Below are 17,411 nucleotides of genomic sequence, written 5' to 3' on the forward strand. Positions count from 1 at the left end.
TTAAAGTGCTAAGGTTTTGTGTGGCTAAGATACAAAGTTGCAAAGGAAAGTTGGGTTGCTTTTTTGAAGAAATTACAAGAATTTAATTGAATGACTAACTAACCCTGATTGAGCTGGCATCCTTTGTGAGTCCCGATAGCTATCGGGAGAACAAATATATAAGCGAAAGCAGGAATATAATTGGCAAGAAAGCGGAAATATTCGCTTCTAAAAAAATTAGATTAAACCTTTTTGAATATCTTTAGTCTTATTTGTAAAACAAACCTACTTTTGCAAGACGAAAAATCTTTTATCGCCGAATTATTGAATCCAAAAACGCAAAATGATGCGTTTAGGAAGCTTTTGCAATTGTATCAGAAACCATTATATAATCATATAAGAAATATGGTTTTGAGTCATGATGATGCCGATGATGTTTTACAAAATACGTTTGTGAAAGTTTTTCAGAATTTGAAGAATTTTAAGGGAGATAGTAAACTTTTTTCTTGGATGTACCGTATCGCAACGAATGAGGCCATCACTTTTATGCAACAACGAGCTAAAAAAAGTGGAATTTCGAGTGAAGAATTACAACAGAAAGCCATAAATAAGTTGGAAAGCGATGTGTACTTTGATGGAAATGAGATTCAAATCAAATTACAAAAAGCGATTATTACTTTACCCGAAAAACAACAATTGGTTTTTAAAATGAAGTATTTTGAAGAATTAAAATATGAACAAATTGCTGAAATTACAGGAACTTCGGTTGGTGCTTTGAAAGCTTCCTATTTTCATGCAGTGAAAAAAATTGAAGATTTTTTAAAAACAGATTAAACCTTTTTATACAATAGTAGTCTTAACAACATGAAACAATTTGATTTATATAACGACCCAAAAATAGACAATGGATTTAGAGTCCCTGAGAACTATTTTGAACAGTTTGAAGCTAAAATGATGAATCAGCTTTCTCAAAAAGAGGTTAAAGTAATTTCTATTTTTGAGACTAGAAAATTTTGGTTTTCGACAGTGGCTGCTGTTTTTGTAATTGGTTTATTTACAATTATCTATTTGAATAATGCAAAAACCGAAAATATAAGTACCGAAGATTATTTAGCTTGCGAAACAACAATAAGTACTGAAGATATTATTGATAATTTATCTGATGATGATATCACTGCAATTGAAGAGTCATTAGATTTATACGATCAAGACACAAAAAATTATGCTAAAGAATATTTATACTAAAACACACCTAATGAAAAAAATAATTATACTCTTATCACTATTTATTTGTACCATAAGTTTTGGTCAAGATTTTGAGAGAAGAGCAGAACGAGTTAAAGCACTTCGTGTGGCGTTTATTTCTAATAAATTGGATTTAACGTCTCAGGAGGCTGAAAAATTCTGGCCTATTTTTAATAAATTTAGTGATAGCCAAACAAATTTACATAAGCAAAAAAGACAACTTATGCTTAAACTTAGACCTGAAAACACAGTTGGAATGTCTGATTCAGCAACTCTAAAATTGCTAAACGAATCAGAAAATATTGATGCCGAATTGGAAAATAAAAAACGTCAATTTGTAAAAGATTTACAAGGTGTAATAAGTTCTCAAAAAATATTATTACTAAAAAAATTAGATGAGGATTTTAAAAGTACACTTCTGAAACAATTTAAAAACAGAAGAAACACATCAAATAAGGATTAATAAATATTTGACTATTTAATACAAAGCTAAAATTTCATTCCTTTTTATTTTTCCTGTTTCAGTTTCAGCAAAATACGGAATAAATTTTATTTCTTTTGGTTTCTCAAATTTATTTAAATCATCATAAACAGAAGTTTCAATTTGATATTCATTTCCTTCGATAAAGAGTATTAATTTTTCTCCTAATTTCTCGTCTGGAATTCCTGCAACAAAAAATCTATTGGAAATTTTTTCTGAAAGTTTTGCTTCAATTTGTTCGGGAAATAATTTAATTCCGCCACTATTTATTACATTGTCTTCACGTCCCAACCATATAAATTGATTGTCAGAAACTAATTCAACAATATCATTAGTAACTATATTTTTCACATTCAAATTTGGAGCAGATATAACCAAACAATTTCTATCATCTTGAGAAATAAAAATGTTAGGCAAAATTGTAAATGCCTTATCTCCTACTCTTTTAGCTGCAATATGAGTTACTGTTTCGGTCATGCTATAAGTTTCAAAAACTTTGCATTTAGATTGAATTAGCTTTTTTTCTAGATCATTATTTATTTTTGCACCACCTACAATCAATATTTTAATTTGATTTAATTGTGTTAATGAATTCTCAACTTGTAATGGAACCATAGCTACAAAATCATAATTGTTTTCATTTCGATTCATAGGAGAAGAACTTGGAGCTACAAAATCCATATCGAGACCTAATATAAAAGCACGAACAAACATCATTTTTCCCGCAATATATTTTACAGGCAAACAGTTTAATGCTCTATTACCAGATTGAAGTTGGAAAAAATCTCCTGTTGCTAATGCCGAATTAACCATAGCTTGTTTTTGCACTCGAATAATCTTTGGTTTCCCTGTTGTTCCAGAAGTCATAATTTCTAGATAAGGATTATTATCAAACCAGTCGAGAATAAAAGCACCAACTGGTTTTTCGTATTCGCTTCCTTCCTTTATAAAACTATAGGCCACACGACAAAGATCTTCATTGTTAAAATGAAATCCATTTAACTTAAATTTATTATGAACATTTTTATAAGTTAATTTATTCATTATCTAAGTTTATGTATTGAGGAGTTGCATCTAACTTACCAGTCAATTTTTGTTTCCAATTTGTCCAATTGTATTTTTTTGCCAAAACAAATAAAATTATTGGATAAGTAATTACGATAGAAACGATCATTTCATTTAGCATATCATTTGGATTTTGAACACCCGAATATTTAAAAACTGCATCAGTTTGTAATGCTGAAAAATCAGAAGTTATTAAAGTCGCTGCAATTAAATTATTCCCTAGATGAAATCCTAAAGATAGCTCTAAACCATCATCCATAAGTGTCATGATTCCTAATAACAATCCAGTTCCTATATAAAATATCATCACACCAAATCCCATTTCAGCAACTTCAGGATTTGCACTATGAAACAATCCAAATAAAACAGATGTAATAACCAATGGAAACCATCTATTCTTAGTTATTATACCTATTTGTTGCATTAAGAAACCTCTAAACAAGTATTCTTCAAAACCAATTTGAAAAGGCAATAATATTATGCTTAAAATAAATAAAATCGAGAAATTTATTGGATTAAAATTCCATTTTATATTAGAACTATCCATTTCGTAAGAAATAGCAAAACCTACTAGCGAAATAAAAATTATTAAGCTAAATGAGAATAAAATTCTTTTGTAATCAACCTTTATCCTTGAAGTTGTTAGAGATAAAATACTTCTTTGATGAAGAAAATACACTAACAAAAATAAAACTCCTAACAAAAAGGCAAAAGGCAATAAATTAATAACAAGTGCTAAATTATTTGGTATCTGCTTCATCAAATCATAAGCATTTGCCATATCTTCTTTTGATAAAGTTAAATACATAACTAAATTCATAATAAACACACCCATTGTGATGGCAGCGGTTATTAGCACTCTCCACCAAATATTATTTCCTTTATAAGCTTGTTCTATAAACATGTATATTTATTTAAGTTAGTTCTGTTTTTATTAAATTTGCAACACCTTATATTAATATTCCAAATATATCTAAAATATGATTACTATTTATCATAATTCACGTTGTTCTAAATCTAGAGAAGGAGTTTGTTTTTTAGAAAACACAAAACAACCATTTCAAATTATTAATTATCTTGAAAATATTCCTACTAAAGAAGAACTAAAAGAATTAATCAGAAAATTAAATATTTCTCCAATAGAATTGGTTCGGAAAAAAGAAACTATCTGGATATCAACTTATAAAAATAGAAAACTATCTGATGACGAAATTATTCAGGTTATGATTGATAATCCGAAACTCATAGAAAGACCAATTATCGTAAACGGAGACAAAGCTATAATTGCAAGACCAACGGAAAAAATTAATGAAATAATTTAATTATATAGCAAAATTTTTCAAATATTATTTTGCTAGTCCTTAAATCTAAAGCCTTTTAACAATACTTTGGCAGAAAATAATAAAAGCAAATATTATTTTTGCAGTAGATAAATAAAAAATTATGATTTCTACTACAAAAGCTTTTGCTTTATTCTTTTTATTAGGTATTTCAACACTTTTTGCGCAAGAAAAACCAGACAGTAAAAAAATTATTATTACTGGAAAAATTATTGAAAAATCGACCTCACTACCTTTAGAGTACGCTACAATTACATTCAGAAAACCAAATGCTACACAAGCAGTATCTGGAGGAATAACAGATAGTAAAGGGAATTTTTCTATCGAAATAAATCCTGGAACTTACGATATTAAATATGAGTTTATTTCTTTCAAAAGTATTGAGGTTAAAAACCAAACACTTAATTTAAATAAAAATTTAGGTACCGTTTTCCTGGAAGATGAAGCTCAAAAATTAGATGCTATAGAAGTTCGTATAGAAAAAACTACTGTCGATATTAAATTAGACAAGAAAGTATATAGTGTTGGTAAAGACATCTTAGTAAGAGGAGGAACGGTAAGCGATGTTTTAGATAATGTTCCGTCGGTTGCAGTAAGTGCAGAAGGGACTGTAAGTCTTCGCGGTAACGAAAATGTAAGAATATTAATAGACGGAAAACCATCTAGTGCAATTAATGTTAGTGATGCTTTACGTCTTATTCCTGCAGATGCTATAGATAAAGTGGAAGTAGTTACCAATCCATCAGCCCGCTATGATGCTGAAGGTGGTGGTGGAATTATAAATATAATTCTAAAAAAAGGAAAAAATCAAGGACTTAATGGAACTTTTGTAATATCAGCTGGAGAGCCTGAAAACTCAAGTGCTTCTGCAAATATTAATTTAAAAAGCGAAATGTTTAATTTATTTACGACTATAGGTTATAATAAACGTAAAACTCCTGGAAGCACTAAAATTGATCAAGAGAATCTAAATACCGACGGAAGCTTGAAATCATATCTTGAAGAAAGACGTGATAGCAAAAAATTTGGAGAAGGAGCAAATGTTAATTTTGGAATCGAACTATTTCTAGATAAAAATACTTCGTGGACAAATGCATTAAGTTACCGAAATAATGATGGAGGGAATAAAGAAAATGTATTGTATTATAATTATAATGGAAATAAATCATTTATAAATACAGGACAGAGATTTAACGACTTGATATCTACTAATGAAAATGTAGAATATACCACAAGTTTTATTAAAAAATTTAAAAAAGATGGACATAAATTAAGTTTTGATGGTGCCTTTTCACAAGAAAAAGAAAACGAATTTTCAAGTATTGAAGGTACAATTCTAGAAACAAATGCTTTTGTTTCTTCAGAAAATACTAAAAAAATAAATAAACAAAATAGAAATCTAATTCAAGTGGATTATGTTTTACCTATTAAGAAAAACTCTCAACTAGAAGCTGGATTTAGAGGTAATTATATAGATCTTCTAGCTGACTATCAAGTACAAGAAAGAGCTACGCCTACGAGTCCTTTTACAAATATTACTGCATACACAAATACACTGGCATACAAGGAAATTGTAAATGCTTTGTATACTCAATTTGGTTCAAAAATTAATAAATTTTCTTATTTATTAGGTATACGTTATGAAAATTCACATATTGAAGTAAATCAACTAACGTCTAATATTTACAAAACAAAAAATTATAATAATTTTTTTCCAAGTGCTTTTTTAACTTACGAAATATCTGAAAACAGTAATCTTTCTCTTAATTATAGTAAAAGAATTACTCGTCCAAGAGATCGTTTTATTAATCCATTTGCATCGTACACAAGTAATATTAATTTATTTCAAGGAAATCCAGATATAAATCCAGCATTGAGTGATGCTTACGATATAGGATATTTACGAAAATGGGACAAAATAACTTTAAGCACATCAGGTTATTTTAATCATACAACTAATTCATTTCAGGTTGTAAGAAAAGAACGTGGAGATCAGATAAATGGAGTTCCTGTAATTATAAATACCCCATTTAATCTAGCCATTGAAGATAAAATTGGTTTTGAGTTTACCTTAAACTATAACTTCACAAAATGGTGGAAACTAAACGGAAATTTTAACTTTTTTAACGATAAAACGACTGGAGATTATTCTTATATAAATAGTGCTAATAATTTAGTTGTACAAAATTTTGATTTTAGTGCTAACACATGGTTTACTAGAGTAACATCAAAAATAAGCTTACCTTACAAAATCGATTGGCAAACAAATGCAACTTACAATGCACCACAAAAATATCGTCAAGGAACGATGAAAGGAGTTGCTGCTGCAAATATTGCTTTTAGTAAAGATGTGTTAAAAGATATGGGAACGATATCTTTTAGTGTAAATGATGTTTTTAATTCTAGAAAAAGAATACAAGATTTACAATTGCCATCGGTAAATTCAAACAGCGAAATGCAATGGAGAAAAAGACAGTTTACACTATCTTTTACTTATCGTTTCAATAAAAAGAAAACAGATAAAGATCCAAGACCGAAACAAAATGAAAATGGTGAAGGTGAAAATATGGGATAAAAAAAACTAAAAAACGAGCTAAAAAGCTCGTTTTTTTTATTAAACAGATAGTCTCTGCAAAGCCTCTAGCACATAACTATGCATTACTTCGCGATAGTCTAAATGAGTCACAATACGTAATTTTCCATGACCCATAGAACTAATAGAAATCCCTTTTTCTTTCAGTTTTTCTGTAATTATTTTTTCATCAAGATAAGTTTGTACTGAAAAAATAAGAATATTAGTTTCTATAGGTTCTACAGAAGCAATCCATGGTAAACTTTGTAATACCTGCCCTATTTCTCTTGCGCGACGATGGTCTTCTGCCAAACGGCCTATATGATTATCTAAAGCATAAATTCCTGCTGCAGCTAGATAACCTGCTTGTCTCATTCCACCTCCAAAAATTTTACGAATTCTAAGTGCTCTATTAATAGTTTTTGCATCAGAAACTAAAACCGAACCTATAGGTGCTCCCAACCCTTTAGACAGACAAACAGAAATAGTATCAAATAATTCTCCATATTGTATTGGAGATTGCTTTTTAGCAACCAAAGCATTCCATAATCTAGCACCATCAAGATGGTATTTTAAATTATTATTTATGCAAACTTGTTTTATTTCTCTAAGTGGTTGCAAATCGTAACAAGCACCACCTCCTTTGTTAGTTGTATTTTCGATACTTACCAAACTTGTGAGTGGCGCATGGTAAAATTCTGGATCGTTTATCGCATTTTTTACTAAATCGGCAGTAATCATACCTCTATTTCCATCTACAAGATTACACGAAACACCACTATTAAAGGATGCTCCACCACCTTCATAATGATAAATGTGTGAATATTTATCACAAATCACTTGCTCCCCTGGATTTGTATGTAACTTGATTGCTGTCTGATTTGCCATAGTCCCTGATGGAAAAAACAAAGCACTTTGCATACCAAACATAGCTGCAACTTTTTCTTCTAAGGCGTTAACCGTTGGGTCTTGTTTGTACACATCGTCACCCACTTTTGCTTGAAACATAGCTTGTAACATCTCTTGTGTAGGCTTGGTTACAGTATCACTTACTAAATTTATTTCCATATTTCGAATAGAATTCTTAAATTTGATGTTTAATATATAGATTATTGATGCTTATCTAGCCCCGATAGTAGAGTAAATCCTTTTGCTTTTTCCTTTAAAAAGCAAAAGATTGAAACGATAGCGGGACACTAATAAAACAAACTGGTGAAGCAAATAGCTTTAAATAATTATCACAAAACTAAACAATTTTATGACAAATACCGAACAAATAAAAGGTATTGTGGAGCGTCTTGGTGCGTTGAGGAGGTATCTTTGACATTGATGCAAAACTAATAGAAATTACAAACGAGGAAGAAAAAACATTTGCTCCAGATTTTTGGAAGAATGCAAAAGCTGCTGAAATAATTGTAAAAAATCTTAGATCGAAGAAAAAATGGGTTGAAGATTACAACAAAGCAATCGAAATGGCTGACGAGTTGCAATTAGCTTATGATTTTTACAGAGAAGGAGAATTTACTGAAGAAGAATTAGATGAACAATATGAATTAACAAATACTCATATTGAAAATATTGAATTCAAGAATATGCTTTCGGACGAAGGTGATTCTTTGAGTGCAGTTCTACAAATTACTGCTGGTGCGGGCGGAACAGAAAGTTGTGACTGGGCAAGTATGCTAATGCGTATGTATATGATGTGGGGAGAAAAAAATGGCTATAAGTTTAAAGAATTAAACTATCAAGAAGGTGATGCGGCTGGTATAAAAACGGTTACATTAGAAATTGAAGGAGATTATTCTTTTGGATACTTAAAAGGAGAAAATGGAGTACACCGATTGGTAAGAATTTCGCCGTTTGATAGTAATGCAAAACGTCATACTTCGTTTGCATCTGTTTATGTATATCCGCTGGTTGATGATACTATAGAAATTGAGATTAATCCTGCTGATATTGAAATCATAACAGCACGATCTAGTGGTGCTGGTGGTCAGAATGTAAATAAAGTAGAAACTAAAGTGCAATTAACTCATAAACCAACGGGAATTCAGATTCAGTGCTCAGAAACACGTTCGCAGCATGATAATAGGAATCGGGCTATGCAAATGTTGCGTTCTCAATTGTATGAAATTGAGCTAAAAAAACAACAAGAGCAACGCAATGATATTGAAGCTGGAAAAATGAAAATAGAATGGGGATCTCAAATCCGAAACTATGTAATGCAACCTTACAAATTAGTTAAAGATGTTCGTACTGGATACGAAACTAGTGATGTGGATGGCGTAATGAATGGCAATATTGATGGTTTTCTTAAAGCCTATTTAATGAAAATGGGGCAAAAAGAAAGTTAAATTAAAAGACTTTATTATGATTAGTTATATAAAAAGATTTTATGACGAGGAAATATGGAAACAGGTAGAATTAAAATCGCCTTTTGCTGAAAAATATGAACTATATGTTTCTAATTATGGTAATATAAAACGAATTACACTCGAAACTCGGTTTGAAAGAATATTAAGTCCTAAACTAACAGAAGGTTATCCGTCTATTAATATATCACTTATAACGCCTATTACAAAAAAAGAAAGTGAAAAATTCTTGCCAGCACAACAAGAAATTGCTGCTCTTAAATTAGAAATTAAGTCCTATAAAAGTGAATTAGATAATTTAGATGTTAAAAATAAAAGATATAAATCTATTTTAAATAAAATTGCAGAAACAGAGTTATTACTAGATAAAGTAAGGTTAATTTATAAAAAGAAATACCAGAAAGCCGAAAGAAAACGTAAAAAAACTGTTGGAAATCTTGTACACCGATATGTAGCTATTTATTTTGTAGAAAAACCTTCGGAAGAGCATAATTTAGTAGCTCATATAGATTATGACAAACTAAATAATCATCATTCAAATCTAAAATGGATGACTCGCGAAGAAAATTCTTTACATCAAAAAAATAGTCCATACGTTATAAAGTCAAAAGCAAAAGTTCTTATAAATGGTGGACATAGAGCTAATACAAAACTAACTGTTAATCAAGTTATGATTATTAAGAAACGTATAAATGAAGGTGTTTCGCTTCGAGAATTAGCCAAACGAACAAAAGTTACCGAAACGCAACTTTTACGAATAAAAAGAGGGATAAACTGGGGGAAAGTACCAGCTGCTTTATAACAAAAAGGTCTGATATTTTTCAGACCTTTTTTTGTTATAGTTAATTTATTGTTGCATCTTAAAATAATAATCGGCAGAATGTCTTCCGCTTCCATACATTAAGAAAAATAGGCAGATTACAAAAATAGAAATAGATAATATCAAGTTCTGAAATTCCATTTTTCCAATAAAGTTTATCAAAATAGCGCCTAATAATATTGGTAATTGTGAAAAAATAACCCATCTAGTTAATAACCCAAAAATTAACATTACTCCTCCTACCATATTTGCCGCTACAACATAATGAATAATTATCATTCCTCCTCCAATTTTTTTTAGTGGTTCGGCATAATAATCATAATATTCTGTATTGGTAATAAAAGAAATTCCTTTCCAAACAAGAAAAACACCAACTAAAATACGTAGCAAATCTATACCATAATAGGTATGAGCATTTGCCCATTTGTTTAATTTTTTTACCGTATTCATAATAATTAAGTTAAATTACATAACTAAATTACAAAATTTTAGTATATAAAATAAAAATTAACTATTTTTTTATTGAATATTAATGTAGAATTTATTTTTTAAAACTTCAACTTCACTAATATTTTTAACTTTAATATTAGATAAATTCCAATTATTACTTGGTATTAAACGAATTATTTTATTTTTTATATTAATATCAATTGGCATATTAAAATTTGGTTCCTCCGATTTCCATCGGTAAGAAAGTTTGCCCTTCTCTTTTTTTAATTCTAAAGTAGGAATTGTTTTATATCTTAGATACTGATTAAAAATTGGTGTCAAATTCAATCCTGATTCGTTATTAAAAAAATCAACTACCATTTTAGTGTCAATAATTTGATGACGAAATTTATTGGAATATTTTAATAAAATTGCCCACCATTTTGCATCGTCATTTATTATACTTCTTATTGTATTTAACATTAAAGCACCTTTGTAATACATATCTCCAGAGCCTTCTTTATTTACTCCATAAGGACCTATAATGGGCTGGTCATTTTGTATGTTTTTTTGAAGTCCATTAATGTATGTTTGTGATTTTTCGTAACCATATTGGCATTCTAAAAAAACAGTTTCGGTATAACAAGTGAATCCTTCATGAATCCACATATCTGCAATATCTCTAGAAGTAATACTGTTACCAAACCATTCGTGACCCGATTCGTGAATGATAATAAAATCGAATAGCATTCCCATTCCTGTTCCAGACAAATCTCTGCCTAAATAACCTTTATCATAATGATTACCATAAGCAACTGCGCTTTGATGTTCCATCCCTAAATAAGGAGTTTCGACCAATTTATAACCATCGGAAGCAAAAGGATATGTGCCAAATTTAGACTGAAAACAATCCATCATTGGTTTCACTTCCTCAAATTTTTTACGAGCTTTTTCTTCGTTTTCTCGCAAAACATAATAATCTAAATCTAAACCTTTATAATTTTCTCCAAAATGCACGTAATCACCAATATTTAAGGTAATGTCATAAGTGTTTATAGGATTTTTTACTTCCCAATTCCAACTAGTATAACCATTTTTTAAATCTTCACTTCCCAGAAAACGTCCATTAGAAACATTCATTAAACCGTTAGGAACAGCTACTTTTATCGTTGCTCCAAAATCTGGTTCGTCACTTTGAGAATCTTTGCAAGGATACCACAAACTCGCTCCTGTTCCTTGACAAGCTACTCCAACCCAATTTTTTCCTTGTTTATCCTTTGTAAATACAAAACCTCCATCCCAAGGTGCTCTTTTTGCAATAGTTGGATTTCCTGAATAATAAAATCGAATTTTTTCATTATTTCCAATTTTTAAACTTTCGTTGAAAGCGATAAAAACAGCTAGATTATCTCGTTTGTAATTCAGCTTTTTAGTATTATAAACAATACTATCTACCTTCATATTCTCAAACAAATCGATTTGTATTTTACTTGTATTTTCAACAACTTTGAAAGTAATATCATTGTAACCAACAATAGATTTTTCTTCAATATTGACTTTGATATTTAAATCATATCGTTGCACATCGAAACACATTCTTTCTAATCGTAATCCGCCTTGAAGTGTATCGCGATGAGTAAAATTATCTTTAGGAACGGTTAGTTGTGCTGAAAGTAAATTTGTAAATAATAAAAAAATAATGATGTTTTTCATATTAATTCAGTTAGAAAAATAAATTCTATTTTAAAAATTCTAATACAATTTGATTGAATAATTTTGGGTTTTTCGCTGGAAGATAATGTGTTGAATTGGGTACTACTGCTAATTGTGCTCCTGGAATTGCTTCAAATATTTTAACTGTATGCTCATTTTTTATTTCATCATGATCTCCAGCCATGATTAGTGTTTTAGATTTTATGACACCTAGATCTTTATACTCTAAATTAGGATATTTGATATCTAAATTATAAAGATCTATAGCCAGATCGTTTTTATTATCCTTATTGTCTTTTATCAAATTATCACGAACTTTTTTCATATCATCTAAATCTACACAACCATTGGGGAAAATATTTGCAGCCATAGAAACCAATTTATTAACTCTTTCAGGATGTTTTATCGCCATTAATAAACCTAGAATTCCTCCATCACTCCAACCAATAATATTTGATTTTTGAATATTCAATTTATCTAAGAATTGTTTTAAATCTTCAATTTGCAAATCAAATGTAAGCTCTACATTTTTGTTATAGGTAGAAGCTCCTCTTCCTCTGCAATCAACTAAAATAACCTTATAATGTTTTGCCAATTCTGGTACATTTCCTATAAACCCTCCCATAGAATTACCATTACCATGAATCATTAATAAAGGTTCTCCTTCACCATATACTTCATAATATAAGCTAACTCCATTAACATCTACGTATTTACCAATTGCATCATTACTACCTAAAATATTTTTACCTTTTATTAGTAAACATTTATTTCCTTTATAAGGATTTGTGGCAGAATATTCTATTTCAAAGTCTTTAACATTAACTACTTTTCTTCCAATACCATTTTTCCAAAATTGCTCTTTTTCAATATTGTCTTCAAAATCCGAATTTTTTATAGTAATTAATTCCCATTTTCCTTTCCCTTTCTTGATTTCTAATTTAAAATTATCATAATAATAATTCCCTGTATTCTCAACAAAAGCACCTATGTTTATTAAATCCGCATTATCATCTATAATTCCTTTGATTTCAAATATTTCCCATTTATCGGTAACATTAATAGAATTTACATTATTATTAAAAAAGCCAACTTTTCCGTCTTTTTTATCTACTCTAACCCATAAAGAGGCTTTAGATGAATTACTTTTACTTTCTTTTCGAATTGCTACCGAAACACGAAAATCATAACCTGTTTTATCAGCAATATTTATTGCTTGTGAATATGATGTCCATTCTTGCTGTACATCTACAACCTCTTGACCATTAGATTTTAAGCTAATTACAAATACGCTAACCACTAGAAAAAAGATATTTATTTTCATTTTAAATTAATTTTTAGAAATGTCCGATTTATTTGTTTTTATATCATCTAAAATCCAATTCATTTCTGGATCTATATTGTTTATTCTATCTTCAAGTGTTGGCAAAATTTCTTTGTCAGGCATAATTCCGTGACCTTCAACATCTGTTTTATAAGCTGGAATACAAGCCATAAGACCCATTCTTATATTTATTTTAGAATTTGGCATTTCTATCGTTGGCATTCTTCCTGCAACAGTTCCGTTATAAGCTCCACCTGTTTCCTCTCCTACGAATATAGCTCTTTTTGACCCTTTCAAATTAGAAGAAATAATACTTGAAGCAGAAAAGCTTCCACCATTTATAAGCACATATACTTTCCCTTTGAAGTTATTTACATCTGGCTTCTTAGTTTTAGAACTTGCTTGTTTGTAATATTTGTTATCTTCATTTTTATGAACCGAAAAATACATTAATGGATAATATCCGATAGCAAAAATTGTTTTCATAATTTTAGTTCCCACTCCACCTCCTTTATAAAAATCGGCATATAATAAGCTAGTTTTTTTAGTAACTAGGGATTTTTCAACAAAATTGAAGTCTTTATCTGTTAGATAAGTGTATAATTTTGCTATTTCATTAAGTCGTCCTCCTCCGTTATTTCTAATATCAATAATTAAGGTTTTTGTATCATATTTTTTGATTTTTAGAAAACTTTCTTTGTAAAACGCATCAGCATCTCCTTCTCGAAAACCATTTATTTTCATGACTGCTATACTGCTATCTTTTTCAATAAATTTAAGATTGCGCATGTATTTTTTACTTTTAGCGTCATAACCCAAAATGTCTTTCTTTTTTGCTATTGCTTTTTTCTGTTCCTTGGTAAGAACTATTTTTGATTTTTTAATTTCGGTAGAATCTACTATTTGCCTTTTTATTACAATAGATTTTAATTCATTTTTAATTTTAAAATCATATTTTAGAGAATCTTTAATATCATTATTTAAAGAATAAATTGTAGAAAAACGTTGACCCAAAAAGTTATTTTTAAATGTTCGATTAAAACCATCAGAAGTAAAGTTCTTTTTATAATCATCTAATAATGTTGAAACATTCTTCCCATCAATAGAAACAACTTCACTTCCAACTTCAATTGATTTATTATTTGATTTATTTTTTACAACATATAATTTGTTATTAAAAACTTCAAAATCAAACTGTGATAATGGTCCGTCTCCACGTTTTTTCATGCTTGTGGTTTCTTTTTTAGTCAACTTTTTTGTTGTAGGAAAAACAAACATATGTCCTTGTCGTACTTCGCAAATTACTGGAGCAATTTTTTGATAAAATTGAAAACTCGTCATTGGTTTATTTATTGTAGTTTTTAAACTATCAAATTTAAAATCTAGCTTTTCTTTTGAGATATACCAATACAATTTTGGGTGTAAATCTTGTAGTTTTTTGTAAATAAAATCGGTATCGGATTTTAAATCTTGTTCAGAAATTAAATCATTTATATGTGCATTATATTTTTTTATTGATGAACAATTTGCAAAAAATAATATTGAAATTAGAAGAAGTACTTTTTTCATATATTCTACTTAATAATGGATTAAATTGTGAATTAAATTTATTTTTTCTAAACCTGAATTACTCCCAAATTAAATTTTTTCTCAATTGGTGAATGATTTGCTGCTTCAATTCCCATCGAAATCCAAGTCCTAGTTTCTAAAGGATCTATTATAGCATCAGTCCACAATCTTGAAGCTGCATAATAAGGAGAAACTTGTTCGTCGTAACGTGCTTTTATTTTATCAAATAATTCTTTTTCTTTGGCTTCATCAATTACTTCTCCTTTGGCTTTGAGCGAAGAAGCTTCAATTTGTGCTAATACTTTTGCGGCTTGAGTTCCTCCCATAACAGCAAGTTCGGCACTTGGCCAAGCAAATATTAATCTTGGATCATAAGCTTTTCCGCACATGGCATAATTTCCTGCTCCGTAAGAATTTCCTACGATTACAGTAAACTTTGGCACTACTGAATTAGAAACGGCATTCACCATTTTGGCACCATCTTTTATGATACCTCCGTGTTCTGATTTGCTTCCAACCATAAATCCTGTAACGTCTTGTACAAAAACTAATGGAATTTTCTTCTGATTACAATTGGCAATAAAACGGGTGGCTTTATCGGCAGAATCTGAATAAATTGCACCGCCAAATTGCATTTCGCCTTTGGCATTTTTAACTACTTTACGCTGATTGGCAACAATTCCTACAGCCCAACCGTCTATACGGGCATAAGCTGTGATTAATGTTTTTCCGTAATCGCCTTTGTATTCATCAAATTCAGAATTATCGACCATTCTTTTTATAATCTCGTACATATCATATTGATCTGCACGTGATTTAGGAATAATTCCGTAGATATCATTTGGGTCAAGAGCTGGTTTTTCTGATTTAACTCGGTTATAACCTGCTTTATCGAAATCACCAATTTTCCCCACAATACTTTTTATTCTGTCTAAAGCATCTTTGTCATCTTTGGCTTTATAATCAGTCACACCAGAAATTTCACAATGTGTTGTAGCGCCACCTAAAGTTTCATTATCGATAGTTTCGCCAATGGCTGCTTTTACTAAATAACTTCCTGCGAGGAAAATACTTCCTGTTTTATCTACAATCATGGCTTCGTCACTCATGATAGGCAAATAAGCACCACCAGCAACACAACTTCCCATAACCGCTGCAATCTGGGTAATTCCCATACTACTCATAATGGCATTGTTTCTAAAAATACGTCCAAAGTGTTCTTTGTCTGGAAAAATTTCGTCTTGTAATGGCAAATAAACTCCTGCTGAATCAACTAAATAAATAATTGGTAATCTATTTTCCATGGCAATTTCTTGCGCACGAAGGTTCTTTTTTGCAGTAATTGGAAACCAAGCGCCTGCTTTTACAGTTGCATCATTAGCCACAACAATACATTGTTTTCCTGAAATATAACCCATTTTTACCACTACTCCACCTGACGGGCAACCACCATGTTCTTTGTACATTCCTTCTCCAACAAAAGCACCTATTTCGATATTATTTTCCTTATTATCAAGCAAATAATCTATACGTTCACGAGCGGTCATTTTGCCTTCTGAATGTAATTTTTCGATGCGTTTTTCTCCTCCTCCTAATTTTACTTTAGCAAAACGTTGTCTTAAATCTGATAATAATAGTTTATTGTGATCTTCGTTTTTGTTGAAGTTTATGTCCATTTTTATACAATATTGTTTGAAAAATAATACTAATTTTATGTGGCTAAAATACAAAATCAATTGTGATTTTAATCATTCAATTTTATGTATATGATAAAAGATTATTTTTTAATATTTAATGTTAACTTAACATTACATTATTACATTTGCAACAAAATTTAAAACAAACAAAATGGCTTTAAAAGATATCTTTCAATTTTTAGTACCTAAAGACAAAACTTTTTTTCCTTTATTTATAAAAGCTTCAAATGATTTATTTGCATTATCTGAGAACTTGCACGAGGCAGTAAATATTAGTAAAGATGAGAAAGGAAATCGTACTGATTATTACAAGCAAGTAGAATCATTAGTTATTACTATTGAAGAAACTACTCATAAAATGAATCTTGAATTGAGCAAAAATTTTATTACTCCTTTTGATAGAGAAGATATTCATTCATTAATTACATCAATAAATGAAGTAGCTAATAATATTTATACTGCTTCAAACAGAATGAGATTATATAATGTTGGAAAAATAAATAAATCTATCCGAAAATTAACAGAGATTAATGTTGAAGCTTGTAATCATATAAACAATGCAGTAATTGAATTAAATGATTTGAAAAATCTTGGAAAAATAAACGATGCTGTAAAAAAAATATACAAATTAGAGAGTAAAGCAGATGTTATTTTTGACAAGGCTGTTTCTGATTTGTTTGAAAATGAAAGCGATGCGATTAATATAATTAAATATAAAGAAGTTTTATCTGCACTTCATTATGCGACTGATAAATGTAGAAGTGTTGCTAGAACACTTGAAGCTATTTCGGTAAAACATTCATAA

The 17,411-nt window shown here is 29.6% G+C and carries 16 protein-coding genes; 8 read left to right on the forward strand and 8 right to left on the reverse strand.

Features of this window, described 5'->3' with window-relative positions; genetic code table 11:
• Positions 1–270: 270 nt before the first annotated feature.
• From ACKVOV_RS11060 to ACKVOV_RS11070, 3 genes are read left to right on the forward strand one after another with little or no spacing between them, the layout of a single operon-like run.
• The gene (locus ACKVOV_RS11060; protein WP_409206812.1) at positions 271–813 is read left to right on the forward strand and encodes an RNA polymerase sigma factor; all 543 of its coding nucleotides are present in this window, start codon (positions 271–273) and stop codon (positions 811–813) included.
• Positions 814–843: 30 nt separating this feature from the next.
• Complete coding sequence (locus tag ACKVOV_RS11065; RefSeq protein ID WP_409206813.1) at positions 844–1,224, forward strand: hypothetical protein; 381 nt, start codon at positions 844–846, stop codon at positions 1,222–1,224.
• 10 nt (positions 1,225–1,234) lie between these two features.
• Complete coding sequence (locus ACKVOV_RS11070) at positions 1,235–1,687, forward strand: sensor of ECF-type sigma factor (protein ID WP_409206814.1); 453 nt, start codon at positions 1,235–1,237, stop codon at positions 1,685–1,687.
• A 15-nt stretch (positions 1,688–1,702) separates the two neighbouring features.
• Here ACKVOV_RS11070 and ACKVOV_RS11075 read toward each other — a convergent pair whose 3' ends face one another.
• Together ACKVOV_RS11075 and ACKVOV_RS11080 are read right to left on the reverse strand one after the other, a co-directional pair.
• A complete protein-coding gene (locus ACKVOV_RS11075; RefSeq protein WP_409206815.1) occupies positions 1,703–2,749 on the reverse strand; it encodes an AMP-binding protein in 1,047 nt (348 codons plus the stop codon).
• Positions 2,742–3,674 carry a lysostaphin resistance A-like protein gene (locus ACKVOV_RS11080; protein WP_409206816.1) on the reverse strand — a complete coding sequence of 311 codons (933 nt, stop codon included), beginning with the start codon at positions 3,672–3,674 and terminating at the stop codon, positions 2,742–2,744. Before ACKVOV_RS11080 ends, ACKVOV_RS11075 begins: the two co-directional genes overlap by 8 nt.
• A 76-nt stretch (positions 3,675–3,750) precedes the next feature.
• On the opposite strand from ACKVOV_RS11080, the gene arsC reads away from it, so the two are divergent.
• Entirely contained in the window at positions 3,751–4,092 is a 342-nt protein-coding gene (arsC, locus tag ACKVOV_RS11085) for an arsenate reductase (glutaredoxin) (RefSeq protein WP_409206817.1), read from the forward strand.
• A gap of 121 nt (positions 4,093–4,213) precedes the next feature.
• The gene (locus ACKVOV_RS11090; protein WP_409206818.1) at positions 4,214–6,685 is read left to right on the forward strand and encodes a TonB-dependent receptor domain-containing protein; all 2,472 of its coding nucleotides are present in this window, start codon (positions 4,214–4,216) and stop codon (positions 6,683–6,685) included.
• A 39-nt stretch (positions 6,686–6,724) separates the two neighbouring features.
• Here the strand turns inward: ACKVOV_RS11090 and ACKVOV_RS11095 are convergent, their stop codons facing one another.
• Positions 6,725–7,750 (reverse strand): threonine aldolase family protein, encoded by a 1,026-nt coding sequence (locus ACKVOV_RS11095; RefSeq protein WP_409206819.1) that lies wholly within the window; start codon positions 7,748–7,750, stop codon positions 6,725–6,727.
• 190 nt (positions 7,751–7,940) lie between these two features.
• On the opposite strand from ACKVOV_RS11095, the gene prfB reads away from it, so the two are divergent.
• Together prfB and ACKVOV_RS11105 are read left to right on the forward strand one after the other, a co-directional pair.
• Positions 7,941–9,036 (forward strand): peptide chain release factor 2 gene (gene prfB / locus ACKVOV_RS11100; RefSeq protein ID WP_409206820.1). Its coding sequence is split into 2 segments (ribosomal slippage): positions 7,941–8,003 and positions 8,005–9,036, totalling 1,095 coding nucleotides; the frame shifts between segments, so codons are not numbered across the junction.
• A 16-nt stretch (positions 9,037–9,052) separates the two neighbouring features.
• Positions 9,053–9,856 carry an HNH endonuclease gene (locus ACKVOV_RS11105; protein ID WP_409206821.1) on the forward strand — a complete coding sequence of 268 codons (804 nt, stop codon included), beginning with the start codon at positions 9,053–9,055 and terminating at the stop codon, positions 9,854–9,856.
• A gap of 45 nt (positions 9,857–9,901) precedes the next feature.
• Here ACKVOV_RS11105 and ACKVOV_RS11110 read toward each other — a convergent pair whose 3' ends face one another.
• From ACKVOV_RS11110 to ACKVOV_RS11130, 5 genes are all read right to left on the reverse strand, one after another.
• Complete coding sequence (locus ACKVOV_RS11110; protein WP_409206822.1) at positions 9,902–10,324, reverse strand: DoxX family protein; 423 nt, start codon at positions 10,322–10,324, stop codon at positions 9,902–9,904.
• 69 nt (positions 10,325–10,393) lie between these two features.
• Complete coding sequence (locus tag ACKVOV_RS11115) at positions 10,394–12,016, reverse strand: M1 family metallopeptidase (protein ID WP_409206823.1); 1,623 nt, start codon at positions 12,014–12,016, stop codon at positions 10,394–10,396.
• A 25-nt stretch (positions 12,017–12,041) separates the two neighbouring features.
• Entirely contained in the window at positions 12,042–13,340 is a 1,299-nt protein-coding gene (locus tag ACKVOV_RS11120) for an alpha/beta fold hydrolase (RefSeq protein WP_409206824.1), read from the reverse strand.
• A gap of 6 nt (positions 13,341–13,346) precedes the next feature.
• The gene (locus ACKVOV_RS11125; RefSeq protein WP_409206825.1) at positions 13,347–14,909 is read right to left on the reverse strand and encodes a S41 family peptidase; all 1,563 of its coding nucleotides are present in this window, start codon (positions 14,907–14,909) and stop codon (positions 13,347–13,349) included.
• Between the two features lie 47 nt (positions 14,910–14,956).
• On the reverse strand, positions 14,957–16,585 hold the full coding sequence (locus ACKVOV_RS11130) for an acyl-CoA carboxylase subunit beta (RefSeq protein ID WP_409206826.1): 1,629 nt from the start codon (positions 16,583–16,585) through the stop codon (positions 14,957–14,959).
• 172 nt (positions 16,586–16,757) lie between these two features.
• Between ACKVOV_RS11130 and ACKVOV_RS11135 the strand changes: the two genes are divergently transcribed.
• A complete protein-coding gene (locus tag ACKVOV_RS11135) occupies positions 16,758–17,411 on the forward strand; it encodes a DUF47 domain-containing protein (RefSeq protein WP_409206827.1) in 654 nt (217 codons plus the stop codon).

Origin of the sequence: Flavobacterium sp. (assembly GCF_046153165.1) — a bacterium.
Classification (GTDB): Bacteria; Bacteroidota; Bacteroidia; order Flavobacteriales; family Flavobacteriaceae; genus Flavobacterium.